This is a genomic window from Geodermatophilus sp. SYSU D00697 (assembly GCF_054050175.1).
Genome location: NZ_JBJGYV010000021.1, coordinates 1 through 23,026, shown reverse-complemented (window position 1 = coordinate 23,026; position 23,026 = coordinate 1). Strand labels below are relative to the sequence as shown.

General features: G+C 76.5%; 21 protein-coding genes. 4 read left to right on the top strand and 17 right to left on the bottom strand.

Annotated elements, in window-relative coordinates; translation table 11 throughout:
- Nucleotides 1-126 precede the first annotated feature (126 nt).
- On the bottom strand, nucleotides 127-1,074 hold the full coding sequence (gene xerD / locus ACI79C_RS17665) for a site-specific tyrosine recombinase XerD (protein WP_456947041.1): 948 nt from the start codon (nucleotides 1,072-1,074) through the stop codon (nucleotides 127-129).
- Complete coding sequence (gene ald, locus ACI79C_RS17660; RefSeq protein WP_456946981.1) at nucleotides 1,071-2,186, bottom strand: alanine dehydrogenase; 1,116 nt, start codon at nucleotides 2,184-2,186, stop codon at nucleotides 1,071-1,073. Before ald ends, xerD begins: the two co-directional genes overlap by 4 nt.
- A 214-nt stretch (nucleotides 2,187-2,400) precedes the next feature.
- Here ald and ACI79C_RS17655 point away from each other — a divergent pair, with 214 nt between their 5' ends.
- Nucleotides 2,401-3,021, top strand: coding sequence for a hypothetical protein (locus ACI79C_RS17655; protein ID WP_456946980.1), 621 nt, complete (start codon nucleotides 2,401-2,403; stop codon nucleotides 3,019-3,021).
- Between the two features lie 49 nt (nucleotides 3,022-3,070).
- On the top strand, nucleotides 3,071-3,733 hold the full coding sequence (locus ACI79C_RS17650; RefSeq protein WP_456946979.1) for a hypothetical protein: 663 nt from the start codon (nucleotides 3,071-3,073) through the stop codon (nucleotides 3,731-3,733).
- Between the two features lie 405 nt (nucleotides 3,734-4,138).
- On the opposite strand, the gene ACI79C_RS17645 is transcribed toward ACI79C_RS17650, so the two are convergent.
- From ACI79C_RS17645 to steA, 8 genes are all read right to left on the bottom strand, one after another.
- Complete coding sequence (locus tag ACI79C_RS17645; RefSeq protein ID WP_456946978.1) at nucleotides 4,139-4,738, bottom strand: NUDIX domain-containing protein; 600 nt, start codon at nucleotides 4,736-4,738, stop codon at nucleotides 4,139-4,141.
- Nucleotides 4,739-4,817: 79 nt separating this feature from the next.
- Nucleotides 4,818-6,557 (bottom strand): CTP synthase, encoded by a 1,740-nt coding sequence (locus tag ACI79C_RS17640; RefSeq protein ID WP_456946977.1) that lies wholly within the window; start codon nucleotides 6,555-6,557, stop codon nucleotides 4,818-4,820.
- Nucleotides 6,526-8,997: a hypothetical protein gene (locus tag ACI79C_RS17635; RefSeq protein ID WP_456946976.1), complete on the bottom strand. Its 2,472-nt coding sequence runs from the start codon at nucleotides 8,995-8,997 to the stop codon at nucleotides 6,526-6,528. The genes ACI79C_RS17640 and ACI79C_RS17635 overlap by 32 nt, the downstream gene beginning before the upstream one ends.
- Nucleotides 8,994-10,139: a glycosyltransferase family 4 protein gene (locus ACI79C_RS17630; protein WP_456946975.1), complete on the bottom strand. Its 1,146-nt coding sequence runs from the start codon at nucleotides 10,137-10,139 to the stop codon at nucleotides 8,994-8,996. Before ACI79C_RS17630 ends, ACI79C_RS17635 begins: the two co-directional genes overlap by 4 nt.
- Nucleotides 10,132-11,715 carry a murein biosynthesis integral membrane protein MurJ gene (gene murJ, locus ACI79C_RS17625; protein WP_456946974.1) on the bottom strand — a complete coding sequence of 528 codons (1,584 nt, stop codon included), beginning with the start codon at nucleotides 11,713-11,715 and terminating at the stop codon, nucleotides 10,132-10,134. Before murJ ends, ACI79C_RS17630 begins: the two co-directional genes overlap by 8 nt.
- 116 nt (nucleotides 11,716-11,831) lie before the next feature.
- On the bottom strand, nucleotides 11,832-12,686 hold the full coding sequence (locus ACI79C_RS17620; protein WP_456946973.1) for a hypothetical protein: 855 nt from the start codon (nucleotides 12,684-12,686) through the stop codon (nucleotides 11,832-11,834).
- Entirely contained in the window at nucleotides 12,683-13,630 is a 948-nt protein-coding gene (locus tag ACI79C_RS17615; protein ID WP_456946972.1) for a copper transporter, read from the bottom strand. The genes ACI79C_RS17620 and ACI79C_RS17615 overlap by 4 nt, the downstream gene beginning before the upstream one ends.
- Nucleotides 13,627-14,814, bottom strand: a complete 1,188-nt coding sequence (gene steA / locus ACI79C_RS17610) for a putative cytokinetic ring protein SteA (RefSeq protein WP_456946971.1) — start codon at nucleotides 14,812-14,814, stop codon at nucleotides 13,627-13,629. The genes ACI79C_RS17615 and steA overlap by 4 nt, the downstream gene beginning before the upstream one ends.
- A gap of 164 nt (nucleotides 14,815-14,978) precedes the next feature.
- Here steA and ACI79C_RS17605 point away from each other — a divergent pair, with 164 nt between their 5' ends.
- Nucleotides 14,979-15,851: a TetR/AcrR family transcriptional regulator gene (locus ACI79C_RS17605; protein ID WP_456946970.1), complete on the top strand. Its 873-nt coding sequence runs from the start codon at nucleotides 14,979-14,981 to the stop codon at nucleotides 15,849-15,851.
- 108 nt (nucleotides 15,852-15,959) lie between these two features.
- Here ACI79C_RS17605 and ACI79C_RS17600 read toward each other — a convergent pair whose 3' ends face one another.
- The 5 genes from ACI79C_RS17600 to ACI79C_RS17580 form a co-directional block, all read right to left on the bottom strand.
- Entirely contained in the window at nucleotides 15,960-16,676 is a 717-nt protein-coding gene (locus ACI79C_RS17600) for a methylase (protein ID WP_456946969.1), read from the bottom strand.
- A 132-nt stretch (nucleotides 16,677-16,808) separates the two neighbouring features.
- The gene (gene recN, locus ACI79C_RS17595; RefSeq protein WP_456946968.1) at nucleotides 16,809-18,701 is read right to left on the bottom strand and encodes a DNA repair protein RecN; all 1,893 of its coding nucleotides are present in this window, start codon (nucleotides 18,699-18,701) and stop codon (nucleotides 16,809-16,811) included.
- On the bottom strand, nucleotides 18,676-19,710 hold the full coding sequence (locus tag ACI79C_RS17590; RefSeq protein ID WP_456946967.1) for an NAD kinase: 1,035 nt from the start codon (nucleotides 19,708-19,710) through the stop codon (nucleotides 18,676-18,678). The genes recN and ACI79C_RS17590 overlap by 26 nt, the downstream gene beginning before the upstream one ends.
- A 61-nt stretch (nucleotides 19,711-19,771) precedes the next feature.
- Nucleotides 19,772-20,569 (bottom strand): TlyA family RNA methyltransferase, encoded by a 798-nt coding sequence (locus ACI79C_RS17585; RefSeq protein ID WP_456946966.1) that lies wholly within the window; start codon nucleotides 20,567-20,569, stop codon nucleotides 19,772-19,774.
- Nucleotides 20,569-20,823: a hypothetical protein gene (locus tag ACI79C_RS17580; RefSeq protein ID WP_456946965.1), complete on the bottom strand. Its 255-nt coding sequence runs from the start codon at nucleotides 20,821-20,823 to the stop codon at nucleotides 20,569-20,571. The genes ACI79C_RS17585 and ACI79C_RS17580 overlap by 1 nt, the downstream gene beginning before the upstream one ends.
- Nucleotides 20,824-21,031: 208 nt before the next feature.
- Between ACI79C_RS17580 and ACI79C_RS17575 the strand changes: the two genes are divergently transcribed.
- The gene (locus ACI79C_RS17575; protein ID WP_456946964.1) at nucleotides 21,032-21,349 is read left to right on the top strand and encodes an alkyl sulfatase C-terminal domain-containing protein; all 318 of its coding nucleotides are present in this window, start codon (nucleotides 21,032-21,034) and stop codon (nucleotides 21,347-21,349) included.
- Nucleotides 21,350-21,415: 66 nt separating this feature from the next.
- Here the strand turns inward: ACI79C_RS17575 and ACI79C_RS17570 are convergent, their stop codons facing one another.
- Together ACI79C_RS17570 and ACI79C_RS17565 are read right to left on the bottom strand one after the other, a co-directional pair.
- Nucleotides 21,416-22,495, bottom strand: coding sequence for an HAD-IIA family hydrolase (locus tag ACI79C_RS17570; protein WP_456946963.1), 1,080 nt, complete (start codon nucleotides 22,493-22,495; stop codon nucleotides 21,416-21,418).
- Nucleotides 22,492-23,026 (bottom strand): tetratricopeptide repeat protein (locus ACI79C_RS17565; protein ID WP_456946962.1); only part of this gene is annotated, 535 nt, incomplete at its 5' end. The genes ACI79C_RS17570 and ACI79C_RS17565, both read right to left, overlap by 4 nt.

The window sequence follows — 23,026 nt, the reverse complement described above, 5'->3', positions numbered from 1 at the left end:
ACGAGTCGGCGATTTACCGAGGAGGCACGCCGCGAGCCGTGTCGACTTGGCGACCCGTGACAACAGGAGTCCCGAGTCGAGGCGCAGCGCGGCACAACGTCTGCCGAAAAGTGGCGCGACGGGCTGTCAGGTGAGCGCGCGAGGGTGGCTGGTGGCGTAGACCTCGCGCAGCCGGTCGACGGTGACCAGCGTGTACACCTGCGTGGTGGTCACCGAGGCGTGCCCGAGCAGCTCCTGGACCACGCGCACGTCCGCGCCGCCGTCGAGCAGGTGGGTGGCGAAGGAGTGCCGGAGGGTGTGCGGCGAGACCTCCGCCGTGAGACCGGCCCGCTCGGCCGCCGTCCGCAGGATCGCCCAGGCGCTCTGCCGGGACAGCGGGCCGCCGCGGGCGTTGAGGAACAGCGCCCCACGGACGCCGGAACGGCCGGCCGCGGCCAGCGCCGGGCGGGCGCGCACGAGGTACTCCTCGACCGCGCGCACCGCGTAGCTGCCGACCGGGACCACCCGCTGCTTGCCGCCCTTGCCGGCCAGGCGCACCGTGGCCTGCCCGCGGTCGAGGTCGTCGACGGCGAGCCCGACGGCCTCGGAGATGCGCGCGCCGGTGCCGTACAGCAGCTCCAGCAGCGCGCGGTCGCGCAACCCGCGCGGGCCCTCCACCGCCCCGGCGGCCTCGATGAGCGCCTCCACCGACTCCACCGGGATGGCCTTGGGCAGCCGCCGCGCCGGCGCGGGCGGGCGGACCTCGTGCGCGACGTCGTCGGGCACGAGCCCGTCGAGCAGCGCGAACCGGTGCAGCCCGCGGACGGCGACCACAGCGCGGGCCGCCGACGTCGCCGACAGCGGCGGGTGCTCGTCGTCCCCCTGGCGCAGCGCGGCGAGGAACCCCGCGACGTCGCTCTCGGCCACCTCGGCCAGCCCACGCACGCCGGCGGCATCCAGGAATGCGGTGTACCGGCGCAGGTCACGGCGGTAGGAGGCGATCGTGTTCGCGGCGAGGCCGCGCTCGACGGTCAGGTGGTCGAGGTAACCGGTGACGACCCGGGCGACGTCGGACCTCGCTGTCGCTGTCGTCAGTGGAGCACCTCCTCGAGCGGGACCGCGGTCATGCCTTGCGCCTGCGCCACCTCGGGCAGCACCACCTGCCCGGCCACGACGTTCACCCCGTGGGCGAGCGCGCGGTCGGCGCGGACCGCCGCCGCGGTGCCCTCGTTGGCCAGGGCCATCACGTAGGGCAGCGTCACGTTGGTCAGCGCGTGCGTCGAGGTGTTGGGCACCGCGCCCGGCATGTTCGCCACGCAGTAGAACACCGACTCGTGCACCCGGAAGGTCGGCTCGTCGTGTGTGGTGGGCCGCGTGTCCTCGAAGCACCCGCCCTGGTCGACGGCGATGTCGACGAGCACCGATCCCGGCTTCATCCGCGACACCAGCTCGTTGCTCACCAGCGTCGGGGCCTTGGCGCCGGGCACCAGGACCGCGCCGATCACCAGGTCGGCGTCGAGGACCGCCCGCTCGACCTCGTAGGCGTTGGAGGCCACCGTCTGCAGGTGCCCCTGGTAGATGCGGTCGGCGGCGCGCAGCTTGTCGATGTCCCGGTCCAGGACGACGACCTCGGCCTGCATGCCCAGGGCGATCGCGGCGGCGTTCATGCCCGACACCCCGGCGCCGATGACGACGACCTTGGCTGCGTAGACACCGGACACGCCGCCGAGCAGCACCCCGCGGCCGCCGTGAGCCCGCTCCAGGCTGTGCGCCCCGACCTGCGGCGCCATGCGGCCGGCGACCTCCGACATCGGCGCGAGCAGCGGCAGGGCGCCGTTGGCCGTCTGCACCGTCTCGTAGGCGATCGCGGTGGTCCCGGAGGTCACCAGGGCGTCGGTGCACTCCTTGGACGCGGCCAGGTGCAGGTAGGTGAACAGCGTCTGCCCGGCGCGCAGCCGCCCGTACTCCTCGGCGACCGGCTCCTTGACCTTGAGCAGCAGGTCGGCGTCGGCCCACACGTCGTCGGCGGTGCCGACGATGGTGGCGCCCGCGGCGGTGTAGTCGGTGTCGGGGATCGAGGACCCCTCCCCCGCGCCGCGCTCCACCAGCACCGCGTGGCCGGCCCGCACCAGCTCGGTCACCCCCGCGGGGGTGAGCGCCACCCGGTACTCCCGGTTCTTGACCTCTCGGGGAACCCCGACCCGCATCGTCGCTCTCCTGGTCCCGGCGGTGCGTCCCGAGGGTGACGGGGCGTCCCGCACGCGTCTGGGCCGCCCGGTCGGGGCGGGCCTCGCGCGGAGTCTAGGCGGGAGCGGGCCTCCCACCGGGCTGCGACGTGTGCTGCGCCACCTGGCCGGGTGACGGGGTCCGGCGTCCGGGTAGGGGGCTCTCGCTGCTGCCCCGCACCGGGAGGACGACCCCATGCCGCTGTACGCCACCCATCCCGGTCTCCGGGCCCGCCAGCTGGCGGCCGACCTGGGCCTGGTGGCCTGGACGGTCGCGTGGGTGGTCCTCGCCCGCGTGGTGCACGGCGCGGTCCTCGTGCTGGCCGAGCCGGGCCGGGCGGTCGAGGACCTGGGCTCCTCGGTGGCGGGGAACATGGCGTCGGCGGCGGAGGCGGCCGGGGACGTCCCCGTGGTCGGTGACGAGTTGGCCGGCCCGTTCGAGGCCCTCGGCAGCGCCGGCTCCTCGGTGGGCGGTGCCGGTCAGGCCGCACAGGACGCCGTGGGGACGCTGGCCGCCGTCCTGGCCGTCGTCCTCGTGGCGCTGCCGGTCGGCTGGCTGCTGCTGCGCTGGCTGCCCTGGCGGCTGAGCTGGGCGCGGGAGGCGCGGGCGGCAGGGCAGGTCGATGCCGACGTGCTCGCGGCGCGTGCGCTGGTGACCGCTCCGCTGTCCCGGCTCGCCGCGCTCCCCGCGGGCACCGCGGCGGCCTGGCGCGACGGCGACCCGGACGCCACCCGCGCCCTGGCCCGCCTCGAGCTCGACCGCCTGGGCCTCGCGACGCCGGACACCCCGGCCGCAGCCGCGTCCGGTTGGCGTTGAGTCGGGGCCGGCCCGTGCCGATGACTCCTCCCGGACACGGGAGGCGGTCATGGCCGGATCGGCGGGACGACGGCGGGGACGGCGGCGCGGCGGCCGGTACGGCACCGCGATCGGGGTGCTCGCGGTCGGCCTGGTCACGCTGAGCGCACCGGCCGGTCAGCTCGCCGCCCAGCTCACCGCCGTCAGCACGCCCTCGCGGCCGTCGCCGCCGCAGCCGGTGACCCCACCCGCCGCGGCGCTGGCCCCGGTGCAGGAGCCCGCCGTCGCTCCTCCGGTCGTCGCCACCGGCCCCGCCCCGGTCGCCCCGCGCGGGGTCGACCTCGACGTGCTGAACCCGGTCGTGCCCCGTGGGACGCCGCTGGTGACCGAGCCCGGCCCCTCGATGTGCGGCGGCTACGCCAACCCGCGGCGGATCCTGCCCGCGGTCGTGCCGGGTCCCGGGACGGCCACCGTCACCTGGCAGCCCGACGGCCACGCCGACGTCGCGCGCTACCGCGTGCAGGCGGTCAGCCAGCAGCTGGTGGCCGGCCCGCAGCCCGCCCCGCCCGCCCTGGTCGCCGCCCAGCCCGAGGGCTGCGACCCGGTGACCGTGCGGTTCGCCGGTCTACAGCGCGGCGTGCCCTACGTCTTCTGGCTGGAGGAGGAGGTCCGCGACAGCCTGTCGACGCAGTGGGTGCAGGTGGGGACGACGACCCCGGTCGTCATCGGCTGAGCGCCGGCCGGGGGCGCCCGGGAGCCGACCCGGACCACCGCCGGCGCAGGTCGCTGCCCGCGTGCTCGTGCTCTGCATGCCCGCGGGACGCAGAGCACGAGCACCCGCGCCCACACGACCTCCCCCGCCAACTCGCGCTCTGCCTGCCCACGGGACCCAGAGCACGAGCACCGGCAGGCACACGACCCGCCCCGCCAACTCGTGCTCTGCCTGCCCACGGGAGCCAGAGCACGAGCACCGGCAGGCACACGACCCGCCCCGCCAAGTCGTGCTCTGCCTGCCCACGGGAGCCAGAGCACGAGCACCGGCAGGCACACGACCCGCCCCGCCAACTCGTGCTCTGCCTGCCCATCGGACGCAGAGCACGAGCACCGGCAGGCACCCCAGGGCCTGGAGGAGGTCCGCTCAGTCCGCGTCGGCCGGGCGCAGCGGCGGTTTCGTCGCCCGCACCTGCGCCGCGGCGAGCACGCCGATGACCGCCGAGGAGTTGCGGATCCCGCCGGAGAAGACCCGGGCGACCGCGTCGGCGAGCGGCACGCGCTCCACCGTCATGTCCAGTTCCTCGTGCTCGACGACGAAGCCCTCGGGCCGGTCGACCGGCGTGAGCCCCTCGGCGAGGTAGATCAGCACCTGCTCGCTGCAGAAGCCCGGGGTGCTGAAGCTGTTCACCAGCAGCGACCACCTCTCGGCGGAGAGGCCGGCCTCCTCGGCCAGCTCCCGCTGCGCCGTGGCCAGCGGGGCCTCGCCGTCGGCGTCCCGCAGGCCCGCGGGCAGCTCCCACAGGTAGCCGCCGACCGGGTGCCGGTACTGGCGGACCATGACGACGCGGTCCTCGTCGTCGACGGCGGCCACGCAGACGGCGCCGATGTGCCGCACGACCTCGCGGTCACTCGTCCCGCCGCCGGGCATGGCGACGGTGTCCCGGACCAGCGTGATGATGCGGCCCTCGTGCAGGGTCTCGCTGGCGACGACCTCGTACTCACCGGGTCGGGCGGGCTCCACCATCAGTCCTCCTCGCTGGCGCTCGTCGTCCTGACGGTGGGCCACGCTCTGCTGCCCGGTGACCTCGCGAGCTCGGTCACCCTCAGATCCCGACTTTCTCGGCCTCGTCCACCGGCACCGGCAGCCGCGCGGACTCGGAGAAGTCGATCGCGGCCTGCACGAACGCGGCGAACAGCGGGTGCGGCCGGGTCGGGCGGCTCTTCAGCTCGGGGTGGGCCTGGGTGCCGACGAAGAACGGGTGGCTCTCCCGGGGCAACTCGGCGAACTCCACCAGCAGGCCGTCGGGCGAGGTGCCGGAGAAGACCAGCCCGGCCGCGCCGAGCTTGTCGCGGTAGGCGTTGGACACCTCGTACCGGTGCCGGTGCCGCTCGGTGATCTCGGTGCTGCCGTAGGCCTCGGCCACGACCGAGCCCTTCTGCAGGGTGGCCGGGTAGCTGCCCAGCCGCATCGTGCCGCCCATGTCCCGCTGCCCGGCGACGACGTCGACCTGGCTGGCCATGGTCGCGATGACCGCGTCCGGGGTCTCCGGGTCGAACTCCGTGGAGTTGGCCTCCGGCAGCCCGGCCAGGTTGCGGGCCGTCTCGATGACCATGCACTGCAGGCCCAGGCACAGCCCCAGCAGCGGGACGCCGTTGACCCGCGCGTACCGGATGGCGCCGAGCTTGCCCTCGATGCCGCGCACCCCGAAGCCGCCGGGGATGCAGACCCCGTCGACGCCGGCCAGCGCCCGCTCGGCTCCCTCGAGGGTCTCGCAGTCGTCGGAGGGGACCCAGCGGATCTCGACCCGGCTGCGGTGGGCGAAGCCGCCGGCCCGCAGCGCCTCGGTGACCGACAGGTAGGCGTCGGGCAGGTCGATGTACTTGCCGACCAGGCCGATCGTCACGGTCTGCTTGGGCGCGTGCACCCGGTCGAGCAGGTCGCCCCAGACGGTCCAGTCGACGTCCCGGAAGGGCAGGCCCAGCCGGCGGACGACGTAGGCGTCGAGGCCCTCGCGGTGCAGCACCTTGGGGATGTCGTAGATCGACGGCGCGTCGGGGCAGGAGATGACGCCCTCGGCGTCGACGTCGCACATCAGGCTGATCTTGCGCTTGAGCCCGGTGCCGATCTCCCGGTCCGACCGGCAGACCAGCGCGTCGGGCTGGATGCCGATGCTGCGCAGCGCGGCCACGGAGTGCTGGGTCGGCTTGGTCTTCAACTCGCCCGACGGCGCGATGTAGGGCACCAGGGAGATGTGCAGGAAGAAGCAGTTGTCCCGGCCGATCTCGTGACGGACCTGGCGGGCGGCCTCGAGGAAGGGCAGGGACTCGATGTCGCCGACGGTGCCACCGATCTCGGTGATGACCACGTCGACCCGCTCGGCGGAGTCGGCCCCGGCCATGATCCGGGCCTTGATCTCGTTGGTGATGTGGGGGATCACCTGGACGGTGTCGCCCAGGTACTCGCCGCGGCGCTCCTTGGCGATCACGTCCGAGTAGACCTGGCCGGTGGTGACGTTGGCGCGGCCGGTCAGGTCGGTGTCGAGGAACCGCTCGTAGTGGCCGATGTCGAGGTCGGTCTCGGCGCCGTCCTCGGTGACGAAGACCTCGCCGTGCTGGAACGGGTTCATCGTCCCGGGGTCGACGTTGAGGTAGGGGTCCAGCTTCTGCATCGTCACGCGCAGGCCACGGCTGGACAGGAGCGCGCCGAGGGAGCTGGCCGTCAGGCCCTTGCCCAGGGAGGAGACAACCCCGCCGGTGACGAAGACGAACTTCGTCGGCTGGGAGTTGTGGAGGAGACCCCCCGGTCCGTAGTTACTGTTCCGCGTTCCAGACGGTCGATCCACGGGAGACGACCGTAACACGATCGGGGCCCGCGACCGGGTCGGGACCGGGAGTGCCGTCGGCCACCCGGGCCGCCTCGGTGCCGCTGGCGCGCGGCGCCGCGGCCAGCCAGACCAGCAGCGGGACCAGCAGGGACGCCGCCGTCGCGGGGAGGGCGACGCCGGAGTCGTTGGCCGCCGCCCCGACCGCCAGGCTCAGTGCGCTGGCGACCAGCCCGGCCCGCAGGGGGACCGGATCGCCGGCCGGCAGGAGGTCGGGCCGGCCGCGGAGGAGCCCGGGCCCCCGCAGCGGCGCCGGCAGCAGGGCCTGGACCCGCCCGCCCCGCCGTCCCCCGGCCGGGCGGACCAGCCACACCGCGGCGACCAGGGCGACGGGCAGCATCCAGGCCAGCGGGCTGCCGAGCAGGATGTCGAGGTTGGCCTGCGCCTTGCGGCTGACCACGGTCCACGCCTCGCCGGTGAGCACCTGTTCGACGAACCGGCCCAGGTGGCTGCGCTCGGCCGCCGGGCGCAGCCAGTCGACGACCGCGAGCGTGCCCACGGCGACCACGGCGAGCGCGAGGACGGCGGCCAGCCGCGTCACCGTCACCCGAGTGCGGGTGAGCAGCATGGCCAGCAGCACGAAGCCCGGCAGGGCGGCGAGCACCCCGCCGAAGTCGCGGCCGAGGGACGGCGTCCCGATGACGAGCACGGTGAGCGCACCGGCCGCCAGCACCGTGCCGGCCACGACGGCCCGGGAGCGGCCCGCCGGGGCCCGCCGTCCGGCCGCGGTCGCCGCGGCCGCGGTGAGCAGCAGCGCGCTGACCGACAGCAGGCCGAAGGTCAGGTTGCCGTAGCCGGTGAACCGGCCGGCGACGATCGCGTCGTACCCGAGCAGGCTGTTGAGCTCCAGGTGCGACCCGGTCAGCACGTCCCCGACCAGGGTCGCCAGGGTGATCGTCAGGATCGCGGCCGGCGGTCCCAGCCGGGAGGTCCGCCACGGGCCGAGCGCGGCCACGGCCAGGACGACGAGGGCGGCGGCGAGCACGGAGGCGGCCAGCGCCAGGCGGGGCGCCCCGGCCGCCTCCCACGGCAGCAGCCCGGCCAGGTGGGTGGCGACCGGCAGCGCGGCGACCCCCAGGGCGATCGGCCGGACGGCGCCCCGCAGCCGCTCCCCCGCCGGTCGGGGCGCCCGGGCGCGGCGGCGTCCGCCGGCCACCAGCAGGCCCAGCGCGACGACCGCGGCGTTGACCAGCACCAGGCCCCAGAAGAAGGCGCCGGTGCTGCGGTAGTGCACCGCGGCCCCGGTGTTGGCCCGCTCGAGGACGTCCACCGCCTCGGTCAGCGCCGGCCGCTCGCCCCCGACCCGGAGGGGCTGGCCGTTCATCGACGCCGGCTTCGGCAGGCCCAGGGCGTCCAGCGCGGTCGGGGCGACGTCGATGAGCTGGGTGTAGGGCGCCCGGCCGGTGCTGGCCGAGGTGAGCCAGCCGGGCTCGTCCAGGCCGGGGCCCGACGCGATGCCCACGTGCAGCTGCGGCCGGCCGTCGTTGACCTCGGAGATGCCCTGCAGCAGGAGCAGGGTCTCCCCCGGCGCGGCGGCCACCGCCTCGGTCAGCCGGCCGACGGCCTCGTCGATGGTGGCCAGGGCCGTGGCCCGCGGCTGCGGCTCGGTGCCGGTGTCGCTGCCCTCGAGCGCCGGCTCCCCCGCGTCGACCAGCGCGTCGAGCGAGACCAGCGTCAGCGGGCAGCCGGCCAGCAGCTCGCCGATGCGGGCGGGGTCGGCGGGCAGCCGCTCGGTCTGCGACAGCGCCACGCCGGGGCCGGCGACGGCGAGCGCCGGGGCGCGGCCGACGACGGTGGCGCAGCCGACCGCGCTGCCCAGCGCCGCCGGCTCCGCGCCGAAGCGGGCGGTGCTCTCGTCCCCGGCGACCGCGGTGACCGCCGACTGCGGATCGGCCAGCCCGGCCGCTGCGAGCCGCTCCTGCAGGCCGCAGTGCGACAGCGACGGACTGGCGGGGGGCACCGGCGGGACCTGCTCCTCGGGCACCGCGTCGTCCCCCGGCGGGGCGGCGGGGTCGCCCCCGTCCCCGCTGTCCGGGGCCTCGCCGGGCAGCGGCACGGTCGGCAGCGGCACCGGCGGCACCGACTCGTCCGGCGCCGGGAAGCGGGCGCGGTTGCCCGCACCCAGGGTGGCCCAGCCGTCGAGCAGGCAGCTGGTGGCCCGCGCCGCGCGGACCGACACCGCACCGATGGGCGAGCGCTCGGCCAGCGCCCACAGCTGCGGCGTCGCCTCCGGGTCGACGTCGCTCCACACCAGGCCGGGGACGCCGACGACGAGCACCCGGTCGGCGGTCGCCTCCTCCGCCGGGGCGGCGGAGGCACCGCCGGCCAGGGCCAGCAGCACGGTGAGGACCGCGACCAGCAGCGCCGCGCCGCGGACTCCGCCTCGCGCGACCGGTCTCATCGGGAGCCGGCCCCCGGCGGCCCGAGCAGCTCGCGGTAGACGGCGACCAGCTGCCGGGCCGTGGCCGCCTCGTCGGGCCAGGTCGCGGCCTGGCGGGACCCTGCCTCGGCCAGCCGTCGCGCCCGCGCCGGGTCGGCCAGCAGCCCGGTGACGGCCTCGGCGAGCGCGGCGGCGTCCCCCACCGGGACCAGCTCCGCGCCCTCGCCGAGCAGCTCGGGCAGCCCACCGGTGCGGGTGGCGACCAGCGGCGTACCCGACCGCAGCGCCTCCTGCGCAGTCAGCGAGCGGGCCTCCCAGCGGGAGGGCAGCACGGCGAGGTCGGCGGCGGCCAGCAGGTCGGCGACCTCGCTGCGCCGGCCCAGCAGGACGACGGGCAGCCGCTCGGCGGCGATGCGCCGGTGGAGCTCCTCGTGCAGGGGTCCGTCGCCCGCGACGGCGACCAGCGGCGCCACGGGCAGTCGCGGGTCGCCCGCCCACCGGGCCGCCGCGTCGAGCAGGACGTCGTAGCCCTTCTGCGGGTGCAGCCGGCCGACCGCGACCACCAGCAGCCGCCCGTCGGCCAGGCCGAGCTCGGTGCGCACCTGCTCGCGGGTGCGGATCGGAGGGGGCAACGGCGGGGCCGAGACCGGGGCGACCCGCACGTCCCGCGCGCCCTGCCGCCAGGCGTTCTCGGCGAGGTCCCCGGAGGCGGCCAGGACCACGTCGGCGCTGCGGACGGTGGCCCGCTCCGCGGCGGACAGCACCCGGCGCCGGGCGCCGCCGCCCTCGGGCAGCGCGTTGTGCAGCGTGAGGACCAGCGGCCGGCCGCGGTCGCCGAACCGGCGGGCGGCGGTGGCCACCAGCCCGGCGCGCAGCCCGTGGGCGTGCACGAGGTCGGTGCCCGCGGTGGCCCGCCGCAGCGCGGCCACGGCGCGGGCGTCGGCCAGCGGGGCGAGCCCGGCGGAGATCTCCACGGGCGTGAACTGCGCGCCGGCGGCGGTGAAGGCGAACAGCCGCTCGGTCGCCGCAGGCCCGCACACGCGGGCACCGGCTCCGGCCGCGAGGAGCGCGGGCAGCACGGACCGCACGTGGGTGCCCACCCCACCGGTGCTGGTGGCCAGCACCTCGGCCACCCGGCGGCCCGCCAGCAGCGGCTCAGCCACCGTGCACCTCCCGCCGATCCGACGAACGCAGCGCGCGCACGGCCGCCCGCAGCGGGCGCCGCGCCGTCCCCATCATGACCGCCCCCACCACGGCCGCGGCAGCCACCGCGGCGAGGACCCCGGCGAGCACCACCCCGGCCAGGCCGCCCTCCGGCACCGGGTCGGCACCGAGCCCGCGGGCGACCGCGAGCCCCGCGGCGGCGGCCAGCCCGGCGGCCAGCAGCCCCGGGACGCCGGTCCGCAGCACGCCGGCCAGCCCCGCCGGGCCGACCTCGCGGGCGACGACGGCCAGCAGGCCGAGGCCGGCGACGGTCACGCCGGCGGTGTGCCCGGCGCCCAGGGCCACGCCGCGGTCGGTCGCGGGGAGCACCGCCGACAGGACGACGTCCGCCGCGACCGCGAGCAGCCACCCGCCGAGGACGCAGACGGTCGGCGCCTTCCAGCGTCCGCGGGCGTAGAGGGCCCGGGTGAGCAGCGCGACCAGCCCGTAGCCGGGCAGGCCCGGGGCGAAGGCGATGATCGTGTCCCGCAGCGCGCCGACGACGGCGGGCGGCTCGGCGGCCAGGAAGACGCGCGCCATCGGCCCGGACACCGCGACCAGCACCGCGGCGGCCGCGAGCGAGCCGACCACCACCAGGACCACCACCGGGGCCAGCGCGCGGCGGAAGCCGGACTCGTCGCCAACCTCGGCGCGCTCGGCCAGGCCGGGGTAGGCGGAGGTGGCCAGCGGCACCGCGAGCGCCGCCCAGGGCACCAGGAACAGCGTCAGCGCGGCGGTGTAGACGACCTGCGTGCCGTCCGGGGCGCCGGCGTTGGCCAGCCGGATGGCCACCACCGCCACCAGCTGCTGCCCGGCGAGGGTGAGCACACCGGCGACCGCCAGCCGCCGCACCCGGGGCGCGGCGCCGACCGGGAAGCGCAGCGACGGGCGCAGGCCCAGCCGCAGCCGGCGCAGCGGGACGAGCAGGCTCAGGGCGAGGACGGCCACGCCGAGCGTCGTCCCCATCGAGAGGACCAGCTCGGCCGGGGTGGACAGGTCCTCGGCCGACCGGCTGCCGCCGATGGCGGCGAAGGTCAGGTAGGCGGTCGCGACCACGACGCTGGACAGCAGCGGCGCCAGCGCCGGGCCGCCGAACCGGCGGTGCGCCTGCAGCACGCCGGTCAGCACGATGCCGATGCCGTAGAGCACCACCTGGGGTGCGAAGACCACGAGGAACCGGGCGGCGAGCTCAACCTGCACGGGGTCCCCGCCGCCGAGCAGCAGGCGGGCGATCGGCTCGGCCAGCACCGCCACCAGGACCGCCAGCGGGGTGAGGACCAGCAGGCTCCAGCCCAGCAGCGCCGAGGCGGTGCGGCGCACCTGGTCCCGGTCGCCGGTGGCGATGCCCCCGGCCAGCATCGGGACGACGAGGCTGGCCAGCGCGCCGCCGGCGACCACCTCGAAGACGATGTTGGGCACGGTGTTGGCCGCCAGGTAGGTGTCCCCCGTGCTGTCGGCACCGACGGCGTTGGTGAACACCAGCGTGCGGCCGAAGCCGGCCAGCCGGGCCAGCACGGTGAGGACGGCGATCAGCACGGCGGCGCCGGCGACACCCGACGCCAGCTGCCTCCGGCTCCTGCGTCTCCTCCGCGGGCGCTCGTCGGCGACCCGAGCGCGGCTGGCTGCGTCCATCGGTGGGCTCGCGAGCTCGCTCACGCCGGCCGGCGGCCGAGCCGGTCCAGTTCCCGCAGCCCCGGCGTCGCCTCGATGACCCGCGTGAAGCTGACCTTCTCGCTGGCCAGGGTCAGCGCGACCACACCGGCCAGCAGGCAGGCCCGGGCCGGCCGGCCGGGCAGCGCGGCCAGCCGCAGGCCCAGCAGGGCGCCGACGGCGTTGGCGCCGCAGTCGCCGAGCATGACCCGCTCCCCCAGGTCGGCGGGCAGGACGGCGAGGCTCGCGCCGAGCGGCCCGGCCACCAGGGTCCCTGCCGGGCTGCCGAGACCGGCGGCGGCGACCAGCGCCGCGGCCTTGGCCGCCCGCCCGGGACGCAGGTCGAGCAGGTTGACCAGGTTGGCGGTGCCGGCGACCAGGCCGGTGGTGAGGACGGCGTCGGCGAGCGCGCCGGCGCCCCGGCCGCGCGGCGTGAGCAGCGCGGCGGCCGCGGCGGCGGCGCCGATGCCGGCGACCTTGACCGCGCCGGCCGAGACCCGACCGGCCCGCAGTGCGCGCAGGTGCCCGGCCAGCCCCTTGTCGCGCGCCTGCTCGGGGCGGGCGCCGGCGAGGTCGTCGTAGCCACCGACGAGCCCGGAGACGGTGCCGACGACCGCGGCCGCGGCCCGCCACCCGGGGAAGGCGCCGGCGACCGCGCTGCCGGTGGCCGCGGCGGCCAGCGCCGGGCCGCCGAGCAGGGTGACCGGCCGGCCGGCGTAGTTGGTGCGCCGCCACGGTGCGCCGGCCGGGCGGGCGGTGACCGCGGCCGCCGCGGCCAGGCCCAGCCGTGCCGCGGCCGCGCCGCCGAGCGCGAGGAACGCCCGGCGCCGCGTGCCGCCGTCCGCGCGGCGGGTCACGGGGTGGCGGCCGGCACCGGCGGCACCGGCTGGGTGTCCTCGCCGGAGCCGTACTTGCCGGAGGTGCCCTCGCGCTCCCGGGTCAGCGCCAGGACCGTGCTGACCCGGCCGGCCGCGCTGTCGACGTTGTCGACGGTGGACACGGCGGCAGAGGTCTCGGGGTCGGCACGGATCACGCCCACCAGGCCGGTCTCGCCCGCCGAGTCGGCGTCGCCGGCGACCACCGCGCCGGACCCGCGCGCGTCCAGGGCCAGCGCCAGGTCGACCAGGGTGTCGGCGCGCTCCTCGGCGTCCTCCTCGGGAGAGGACCCGGTGGTGAGGACGACGGCGTAGTCGGCCGGGGTCACCGACGGCGACTCCTGGGTGAGCACCTCCAGGGCGGACAGCCCGGCGAGCACCGAGGACAGCGCGGCGGTGTCCGGAGCCGGCCCGTCGACCGGGCGCATGAGCACCTGCGACAGCAGCGCGGCCACCAGCTGGCCGGTGTCGTCGGTCTCCGGGAGGGTGACCCCCGTCGGCAGCCCCGGCCCGGTGACGTAGCTCTGCAGGCCGCTGGCGGTCGCCGGGTCGGTGTACTCGGGCTGGAGCTGCACGGTGCCGGTCACGGTGCCGCCGGCCTGGCCGATGAGGGTGGAGACCTCGTCGACGGTGTCGGCGGCCACCTCCTCGCCGGTGGTCACGAGGACGACGTTGCGGCCCTGGAGGCTGCCGGCGACCAGGGCGGGGGCGACCGCCTCCTCGAAGGCGTCGCCGGTGTCCAGCTGGGCCTGCAGGTCGCGGTTGGTGTCCTCCAGGTCGCGCTTGTCCTGCGTCAGTGCACCCACCTGGGTCTCGAGGTCGGCGAGGATCGGCTGGTTGAGCGCGGTCGTGCCGATGACGATGCCCAACGCCACGGCCAGGAAGACCGCGATCAGCGAGACCAGGTGGTAGCGGAAGTCGATCACGAGAAGAGGTTCTCCAGCCAGAACACGAAGCTGTTCCATTGGTCGACCAGCAGGTCGAAGTAGACGCGGCCGGCCGCCGAGACCGCGAGGGCCGACCCGATGGCGAGGAACGCGGCCAGCACCAGGACGACCAGCGCGGTGGTGGAGATGCGGCTGCGGTAGAGCCGGCTCACACCCTTGGCGTCGACCAGCTTGCCGCCCAGGCGCAGCCGGGTGAGGAAGGTCGAGGCCATGCCGCCGCGGCCCTTGTCGAGGAACTCCACGAGCGTGGCGTGCGTGCCGACCGCGACGATGAGCTTGGCGCCCTTCTCGTCGGCCAGCAGCATCGCGATGTCCTCGCTGGTCGCCGCGGCCGGGAAGGTGATCGCGTCGACGCCGAGGTCCTGGACGCGGGCCAGGCCCGGGGCGCGGCCGTCGGCGTAGGCGTGGACGACGACCTCGGCGCCCGAGCGCAGCACGTCGTCGCTCACCGAGTCCATGTCCCCGATGATCATGTCGGGCTGGTAGCCGGCCTCCATGAGCGCGTCGGCGCCGCCGTCGACACCGATGAGGACCGGCCGGTAGTCGCGGATGTAGGACCGCAGCGCCTGCAGGTCCTCCTTGTAGTCGTAGCCGCGGACGACGACGAGGACGTGCCGGCCCTCGATCGGGGTGACCACGTCGGGCACGCCGACACCGTCGAGCAGCAGCGCGCGCTCGCGCTTCATGTACTCCATCGTGTTGGTGGCGAACGCCTCCAACTGCGTGGACAGCCCGGCCTTGGCCTCGGCCATCGCCTCGGCGATCGTCTCCGGGGTCTGCTCGGTGCCCTCGGCGACCACGGTGCCGTCGTCCAGGACCAGCCGGTTCCCGTCGAGGCGGGCGTGGGCGCCCTCCTTGACCGCGGTGAGGACCTCCTTGCCCACGTCGTCGACCAGCGGGATGCCGGCGTTGGTGAGGATCTCGGGGCCGAGGTTCGGGTAGCGGCCGGAGATGCTGGCCGAGGCGTTGACGACCGCGGCCACCCGGCAGGCGACGAGGGAGTCGGCGCTGACGCGGTCGATGTCGACGTGGTCGATGACGGCGATGTCACCGGGCCGCAGCCGCTTGGTGAGGTTCTTCGTGCGGCGGTCCAGCCGCACGGTGCCGGTCACTCCGGGGGCCGCCTCGGGTGCCCGGCCGCGACGCAGGGAACCGATGCGCATCCCTGCACTCTCCCACGGGGGTGCTCCGGCGCCGCCGTCCGACGCACGTGTGCAACGTCTCGCACACGCTCCGTGTCCGACACTTCGGCAAGCGCGACACGCCGGACACGCCGGTCGCAGCGGCCCTACCGGGGTCCCCGGCGGCGCTGTCTAGCGTTGCGCGGGTGACACCAGGGGCGCATGCGGTCGGGCGGACACACCACGACGACGACCTGCGCGCCGACGCCCCGATGGACGCCCCGGCCGCCGACGTCGTCCCACCGGTTGCCGATGAGGACGAGCCCTCGCAGGAGGCTCCCCCGCCACCCCTGCCCGGCGCGACTGCACCCGCGCCCCCCGCGGCCGGCACCGCCGCCGCACCCGCCGACCCGGCGGCACGGGGTCGGCGCGGGCGGCGCGCGCGGCGTGGGCCGGGGCTGCGCGAGCGCCGCCGTCAGCAGACCCGGGCGACGATCGTGGACGCGGCCGCGGAGCTGTTCGCCGAGCGCGGGTTCGACGCGGTCAGCGTCGTGGAGATCGCCCAGCGGGCGGGCGTGGTCGAGAAGACCGTCTTCAACCACTTCCCCGTCAAGGAGGGGCTGGTCTTCGAGGCCGACCCGCCGATGCGGGCCGCGCTGCTCGACGCGGTGCGCACTCGACCGGCCGGCGAGTCGGTCACCGCGGCGGCCGGCACCTTCGTCGTCCGGGCCATGAGCGGCCTCGGGGCGCCCGAGGCGGCGGCCGGCGTGGCCGAGATGGCGCGGATCATCCGCGGCAGCCACACCCTGCAGGTGCGCGAGCGGGAGATCCTCGGCGAGCTGACGACCGCCCTGGCCGGGCTGATCGCCGAGGAGACCCGGCCGGAGCCCGGGGAGCTGGCGCCCTGGCTGGCGGCCCACTCGGTGCTCGGCCTGTACGCGGCGCTGCTGGAGCTGGCCCGCGACCGGGTGCTGGCCGGCGTCACCGGTCCGGAGCTGACCGCGGAGCTGCGGGCCCGCGGTGAGCGCGGGCTGGCGCTGCTGCAGTTCGGCCTCGCGGGGTACGCCAAGCGGCGGTGACATCGCGGTCCGGGAGGACCGCACCGCGGTGACATCGCGGTCCCACCGCACGTACCGGGGCCAGGTGCCGCCCCCCTGCCGCGGTCGGGGTCGAGGATCGCCGGGGCCTCAGAGCTCGATCTGCAGGGCGCGGAGCAGCTGGGTGGAGCGGTCACCGGGGATGTCCGGGTCCTGGGTGAACAGCGCGACGGCGACCATGTACTCGTCCTCCCCGGTCCACCCGCGGCCCTCGGCGCACAGCCGGCGGATGTGCTCCCGGACCTTGGGCTCGGAGCTGTAGGGGCCGTAGTCCAGGCCCATGGCCAGGAAGTTGACGACCCGGTAGCCCAGGTCGCCCGCGGTGCGCACGGTCGTCTCCGGGTCGGAGTAGCTGGGGACGGCGACGACCACGTTGCGGTACCCGGCCTTGAGCAGCTGCAGGGCCAGGTCGTTGCCGTACACCCCGCCCCACAGCTCCGGCATGAGGATGTCGCGGTCCGGCGCCGGGATGTAGGGCGGGTTGGCGATCACCGTCGACACCGGCGGACCCCCCGCGGAGTCGGCCCCGTCGAAGAAGTCGCCGAGCTCCACCGTGTACCGGTCGGCCACCCCGCGGGCGGCGATGTTCCCACGGGCCTGCTCGACCGAGGGCGCGCTGATGTCGAAGCTGCGCACCCGCAGCTCCGGCAGGCCGGCCACCACGTCGGCGATCGCGGTGGCGTCACCGGTGCCGAGCTCGACGATCCCCTCCCGCTCCCAGCCCAGCTGCTCGCGGTAGTGCTGGAGCAGCATGCAGACGGAGAACCCGTAGTGCGCCGACTCGTCGGCGGAGGAGAAGCAGCTCACCGGGCGGCACCGGCGGTCGGGCGGGCGGCGAGGTGGTCGGCGGTGACCAGGCATCGGTTGCGCACGACCGAGCCCCTACCCCGGCCGACTCGCGGCCACGCCTGATCTCGCCTGGCCGGGCGATGTGCCCGGTCAGGCCGCCGCGCGGGCGGTCGCCGCGACCGCGAGCAGTTCCCGGGCGTGGGCCTGCCCGGTGTCGCTGTCGGTGAGCCCGGAGAGCATCCGGGCCAGCTCCCGGACGCGGTCCTCACCGTCGACCGCGCGGATGTCGGTGGCGGTCACGCCCGCACCGGTGTCCGGGGACTTGTCGACGACCAGGTGGGTGTCGGCGAAGGCGGCCACCTGCGCCAGGTGGGTGACGACGACGACCTGGTGGTCGCGGGCCAGCCGCGCCAGGCGCCGGCCGATCTCCCCCGCGGCCTGGCCGCCGACGCCGGCGTCGACCTCGTCGAAGACCATGACCGGCACCGGGTCGGCCCCCGCGAAGACCACCTCGATCGCGAGCATGACCCGGGAGAGCTCACCGCCGGACGCGCCCTTGTGCACCGGCCGCGGCGGCGCGCCGGGGTGGGCGGCCATGAGCAGCGCCACCTCGTCGACGCCCTCGGGGCCCGGCGCGCCGGGGTCGCTGTCGACGGAGAAGGAGACCCGGGCGCTCTTCATCGCCAGCCCGGCCAGCTCCCGGCCGACCTCCGCGGCGAACCCGTCGGCAGCCGCACGCCGCCCCTCGGAGATCCGGGCGGCGAGGTCGTCGACCTCGGCCCGGGCGGTGTCGCGGGCGGCCTCGAGCGCCTCGAGCGCCTCGTCGGAGACGTCGAGCTCGTCGAGCCGGCGGCGGGCGTCGTCGGCCCACGCCAGCACCCCGGTGACGCCCTCCCCCACGTCGGCGTACTTGCGCACCAGGGCGGTGATCGCGGCTCGTCGGTCGAGGACCTCGGCCAGCCGCGCGGGGTCGGCGTCGAGGTCGGCGACGTAGCTGGCCAGTTGGCCGGCCACGTCGGAGACCACGGCGACGGCGTCGGCGAGGTCCTGCGCGAGCATCACCAGGGTGGGGTCGTCGGAGGCGGCCAGCGCCCGCTCGGCGATGGCCAGCGCCGCCGTGGCGTCCTGCGGCAGGTCGTCGCCCAGGTCGCCGGTGACGTCGCCGACCAGCGCGGTACGGGCCTCGTCGGCGGCGGCCCGGAGCGCGTCGGCGTCGCTGAGCCGACGCGCCTGGGTGTCGAGCTCCTCGTCCTCGCCCGGCTGGGGCGCGACCGCGTCGATCTCCTCGAGCCCGTGCCGCAGCACGTCCGCGGCCTGGGCGAGCTCCCGGGCCTGGCCGCGGCGGCGCTCGAGGTCGGCGACGAGCTCCCGCCAGCGCGCGTACGCCGTCCGGTACCGGTCGAGCAGCTCCAGGTGCGCCGGCCCGGCGTAGCGGTCCAGCGCCCGCCGCTGCTCGGCCGGGCGGGAGAGCCGCAACTGGTCGCTCTGCCCGTGCACGGCGAGCAGTCCCTCGGCCATCTCCGCGATGACCCCGACCGGCACGCTGCGGCCCCCCAGGTGGGCGCGCGACCGGCCCTCGGCGCTCACCGTGCGGGCGAGGATGAGACTGCCGTCGTCGTCGGGGTCCGCGCCGGCGTCGGCGGCCCGCTCCCACACCGGCGAGTCGGCGGGCAGCGCCAGCCGACCCTCGACCCCCGCCCGGCCGTTGGCGCGCACCCTCCCGGGGTCGGCACGGCCGCCGAAGAGCAGGGTCAGGCCGGTGACGACCATCGTCTTGCCGGCGCCGGTCTCCCCGGTGACGACGGTGAGGCCGTCTCCGAGCTCGAGGGTGACGTCGTCGATGGCGCCCAGGCCACGGATGCGCAGCTCGGTGAGCCGGCCCAGCCGGTTGCGCGTCGCCGGCCGGTCGTCCCCGGTGGCAGGTCCGTTCCCGGCAGCCGACCCCGGCGCGGCGACCGGCTGCGGCCCGGCGGCCGCGGGGTCGCCCGAGGGGGTCGCCCCGCGGGCAGCCCGCTTGTCACGCGTCGTCGTCCGTGCCGCCACCGCGGCCCTCCTCTCCGGGGTCCCCGCCGACGAAGCCGCGGGTGAGCACGTTGCGGGTGGGGGTGAGCTCGTGCCCGGGGTCGTGCCGGCGGGCGTCGCGGAACCCCCGGACCGGCAGTCCGAACTTGGCCACCAGCCGGTCGCCGAAGGTGGTCGCGTGGACCCGCGCGATGCGCACCGGCCGGGCGGCCCGGCGGACGTCGACCCGCCCGCCCTCGGGGACCTCCAGCGCCCGGCGGCCGTCGGCCGAGACCCGTGCCCGGTTGCCGTCGGCCGGGATGGCCACGGTGAGCACCGAGTCCGGCGAGGTGACCAGCGGCCGGCCGAACAGCGCGTGGGCGTTCGACGGCACCACGAGCATGGCCTCGACGTCCGGCCACACCACCGGGCCGCCCGCGGAGAACGCGTACGCGGTGGACCCGGTCGGGGTCGAGAACAGCACCCCGTCGCAGCCGAAGCTGGTCAGCGGCCGACCGTCGATCGCCACGACGACGTCGAGGACGCGCGACCGCTCGGACTTCTCCACCGACGCCTCGTTGAGCGCCCACGTGCCGCCCACGACGGCGCCGGTGGCGTCGAGGACGTCGACCTCGATGGCCAGCCGCTTCTCCACGGAGTACTCGCACCGCTCGATCGCGGTGAGGGTCTCCTCGACCGCCTCGGGCTCGGTCTCGGCGAGGAAGCCGACCCGGCCGAGGTTGACGCCCATGAGCGCGGCGTTGCTGTACCGGGCGAGCTCGGCGGCCCGCAGGAAGGTGCCGTCACCGCCGAAGACCATCACGATCTCCGCACCGCGGGCGGCCTCCGCGTCGGCCGGCACCACCTCGGCGCCCTCGATGCCGAGCTCGGCCGCCTCCTCCTCCAGCAGCCGCACGGTGATGCCGGCCTTGGCCAGGCGGGCGGCGGAGCTGCGGGCGAGCTCGACGATGTCCTGCCGGCCGGTGTGGACGGCGAGCAGGACGTGCCGGCTCCCGCTGGGCGCCCACAGCGTGGGACTGACCTCGCTCACGGTGCCTCCTCGGTGCTGCGTGCCGGCCACGGTGCCGGCACGAGTGCGCTGACGCGCTCCCTCACGATGGTCCTTCCTCGACGGCCCGGTGCACGTCGCCCTCCCGGGGCGGCCCGGCGTCGCGACGCAGCCACAGGAAGAACTCCACGTTCCCCGCGGGACCGGGCAGGGGGCTGGCGACGACGCCGGCCGTCCCCCATCCGAGCTCGGCGGCGGCGCGGGCCACCTCCAGCACCGCGGACTCGCGGTGGGCCGGGTCGCGCACGACCCCGCCCGCCCCCAGGCGTTCACGGCCGACCTCGAACTGCGGCTTGACCATGGGCAGCAGGTCGGCCCCGGCGGTCGCGCAGGCGGTGAGCGCCGGCAGCACCAGCCGCAGCGAGATGAAGGAGAGGTCGGCGACGACCAGGTCCACCGGCCCGCCGACCTGCTCGGGGGTCAGCGAGCGGACGTTGGTGCGCTCGAGCACGGTGACCCGCTCGTCGGTGCGCAGGGACCAGGCCAGCTCGCCGTACCCGACGTCGACGGCGACCACCTCTCGGGCTCCCCGGCTCAGGAGCACCTCGGTGAAGCCGCCGGTGGAGGCGCCGGCGTCCAGGGCGCGCCGGCCCTCGACGGGGACGGGGAAGGCCTCGAGGGCACCGAGCAGCTTGTGCGCGCCGCGGGACACCCAGTTCGGCTCGTCGGGGTCGGTGCGCACGACCACGGGGGTGTTGGCGTCGACCCCCGTGGCGGGTTTCGTGGCAGCCCGGCCGGAGACGGCGACCCGCCCCTCGGCGATCAGCGCGACGGCGTGCTCGCGGGAGCGGGCCAGCCCGCGCCGCACGAGCTCCGCGTCGAGCCTGCTGCGGCGGACCATCAGAGCTCGTCGATCGTGGCCAGCTCGCGCTGCAGCCGCGCGTGCTCGGCCTCGAACACGGCCACGTGCTCGGCGACCGGCCGCCGGTCGAGGTCGGCGGGGAGCGTGGCGTCCTGCGGCTCGGGCTCGCCCGTCGCCGCCTGCTGCGGGCGGACCTCCGGGCCGGGGCCCTGGACCGGCGCCGGACCGCCCGACGGACGCGGACCGGGCCGCGGAGGCCCCGGGACCGGTCGCGATCGACTCGGTTCGGTCATCGTGCGCCTCTCGGGGTGGGAGGGTCGCGGCGCCGTGCCGCAGGGGTGGGCGGGCGCTCGCCGGGGAGCGCTCCTCGGGGACGGGCCCTGGTCCGCGAGGTTACCGGCCGGGGACGACGGGCACGGGCCGCCGACCGGGGATAGCCTCCGCCCGCCCCGTCCCTTCTCACCGTGGAGGCCTGCCCGCGTGGCCACGATGGAACAGTGCATGACCGCCCTCAAGACCGTGCTCGGTGACCTGGCGGCCAGCCCGGCGGCCGAGGGCCTGGACCGGAGCCTGTCCTGCCGGTTCCCCGACCTCGGCCAGGTGGTCCGCGGGCGGCTGGCCCGGGGACGGGTCCACGAACTGCGTGCCGAGCCGGAGGACCAGTCGCTGGAGAAGGCCGACATCCGGCTGACGATGGCCAGTGACGACCTCGTCGCACTCACCGAGGGGGAGCTGTCGTTCGGCCCGGCGTGGGCGACCGGCCGGGTCAAGCTCGAGGCGGGCCTCCGCGACATGCTGCGGCTGCGCAAGATGCTCTGAGCCGGCGTCCGCGTCCCGCGCATCGACGGACCTCAGCCGGCCTCGGCGACGGGCACGGCGGGCACGTCAGCCGCCCAGGGCCCAGCGCGCGAGCGCGGCCGCGGCCACCTCGTCGGCCGCCCGCACGGCGGCCGGGACACCCGAGTCGGGGTGCCCGGTCCAGTGGGCGACACAGAGGGCACGCAGCCCGTCGAGGCCGTCGCCGAGGTCGCCCGATCTCGGGTCGCAGCCCAGCTGGAGCCGACTCCCCTCCCCCACCGGCTGGACCCACCAGCCACGGCAGCGCCACCGGCCTTCCTCGCGCACCACGGCCGGGTGCGTGTCGAGCAGCCCGGAGGCGTCGGCGGACAGCAGGTCGGGCCGGCGCTGCGGCCCGGCGGCGAGCAGCGCCCCGGGATCGGTGACGCCGGAGAACACCAGCAGGCTGTCCGCGCCGGCCCGCCGGCCTCCCTCGATGTCGGTGTCGAGGCGGTCCCCCACCACCAGGGGCCGGCGGGCGGCGGTCCGGCGGACGCACTCGGCGTGCATGGCGGGGTCGGGCTTACCGGTCACCAGCGGCGGCCGGCCGGTGACGCCGGCGACCACCCCGACCATCGCACCGTTGCCCGGCAGAGGGCCGCGGGGCGAGGGGATCGTGGCGTCGGTGTTGGTGGCGACGTGCTGCGCGCCGTTGCGGACGGCGACGACCGCCTCGGCCAGCTGCGCCCACCCGACCTCGCGCCCGTAGCCCTGCACGACCGCCGCCGGGTCGTCCTCCGCGCGCTCGACCACGGTCAGCCCGGCGGCTCGGAGCGCCGCGGCGACCCCGGGCCCCCCGACCGGCAGGACCCGCGCACCGGCCCCCAGCCGCTGGGCCACCACCGAGGCGGCCGCCTGCGAGCTGGTGATCACGTCGCCGGGAGCGGCGGGCACCCCCAGGTCGGTCAGGTGCCGGGCGACCTCCTCGGGAGGCCGCGCCGCGTTGTTGGTGACGAAGCCCAGCCGCATCCCGACCGCCCGGGCCGCGGCCAGCGCGGCAGGTACACCCGGCACCGCGTCCGGCCCGACGTACACCACGCCGTCGAGGTCCAGCAGCGCCACGTCGTAGACCGACGTGGGCGGCTCCGCGGTCCCGGCGGCCAGGGACGGGAGGGCGCAGGCGGTCACGGGGTGGCCCCCGAACGGCGGGCCCGGACACCGCGCAGGGCCCGCGAGTAGTGGGTCACGTCCGGACGCATGGCCACGGCGAGGGCGAGGTGCTCGGCGGCCAGGTCCAGGTCACCGGCCCGGCTGGCGGCCAGCCCCAGGCCGAACTGGGCGTAGTCGTCGGTGGGGTTGCGGCTGATCAGCTCGCTGAAGGTCTCGATGGCCTCGTCGTAGCGGCCGGCGTCGTACTGGGCTCGGGCCAGCGCCTCGAGCAGGCTGCGCGACCCGGGTTCGGCCTCGGCGGCGCGGGCGAGCAGGGTCGCCGCGGCCTCCGGGTCACGGTTGGCCAGCAGTCGCAGCCCGCGCTGGTACCACTCGTACACCCCGCCCTCGGGAGCCCCCGTGTCACCCACTCCTGCCCCCTCGGTCCCGGTGGTGCCTCCCGCGGGCGCCCGCGGGGGCGGGGCGGTGTGGGGTCCCGGCGCGGCCGCGGCCCCGGTTGGTCCACAACAAAAAAAAAAAAAATTCCCAAGAATATCGCGGGCAAACCCC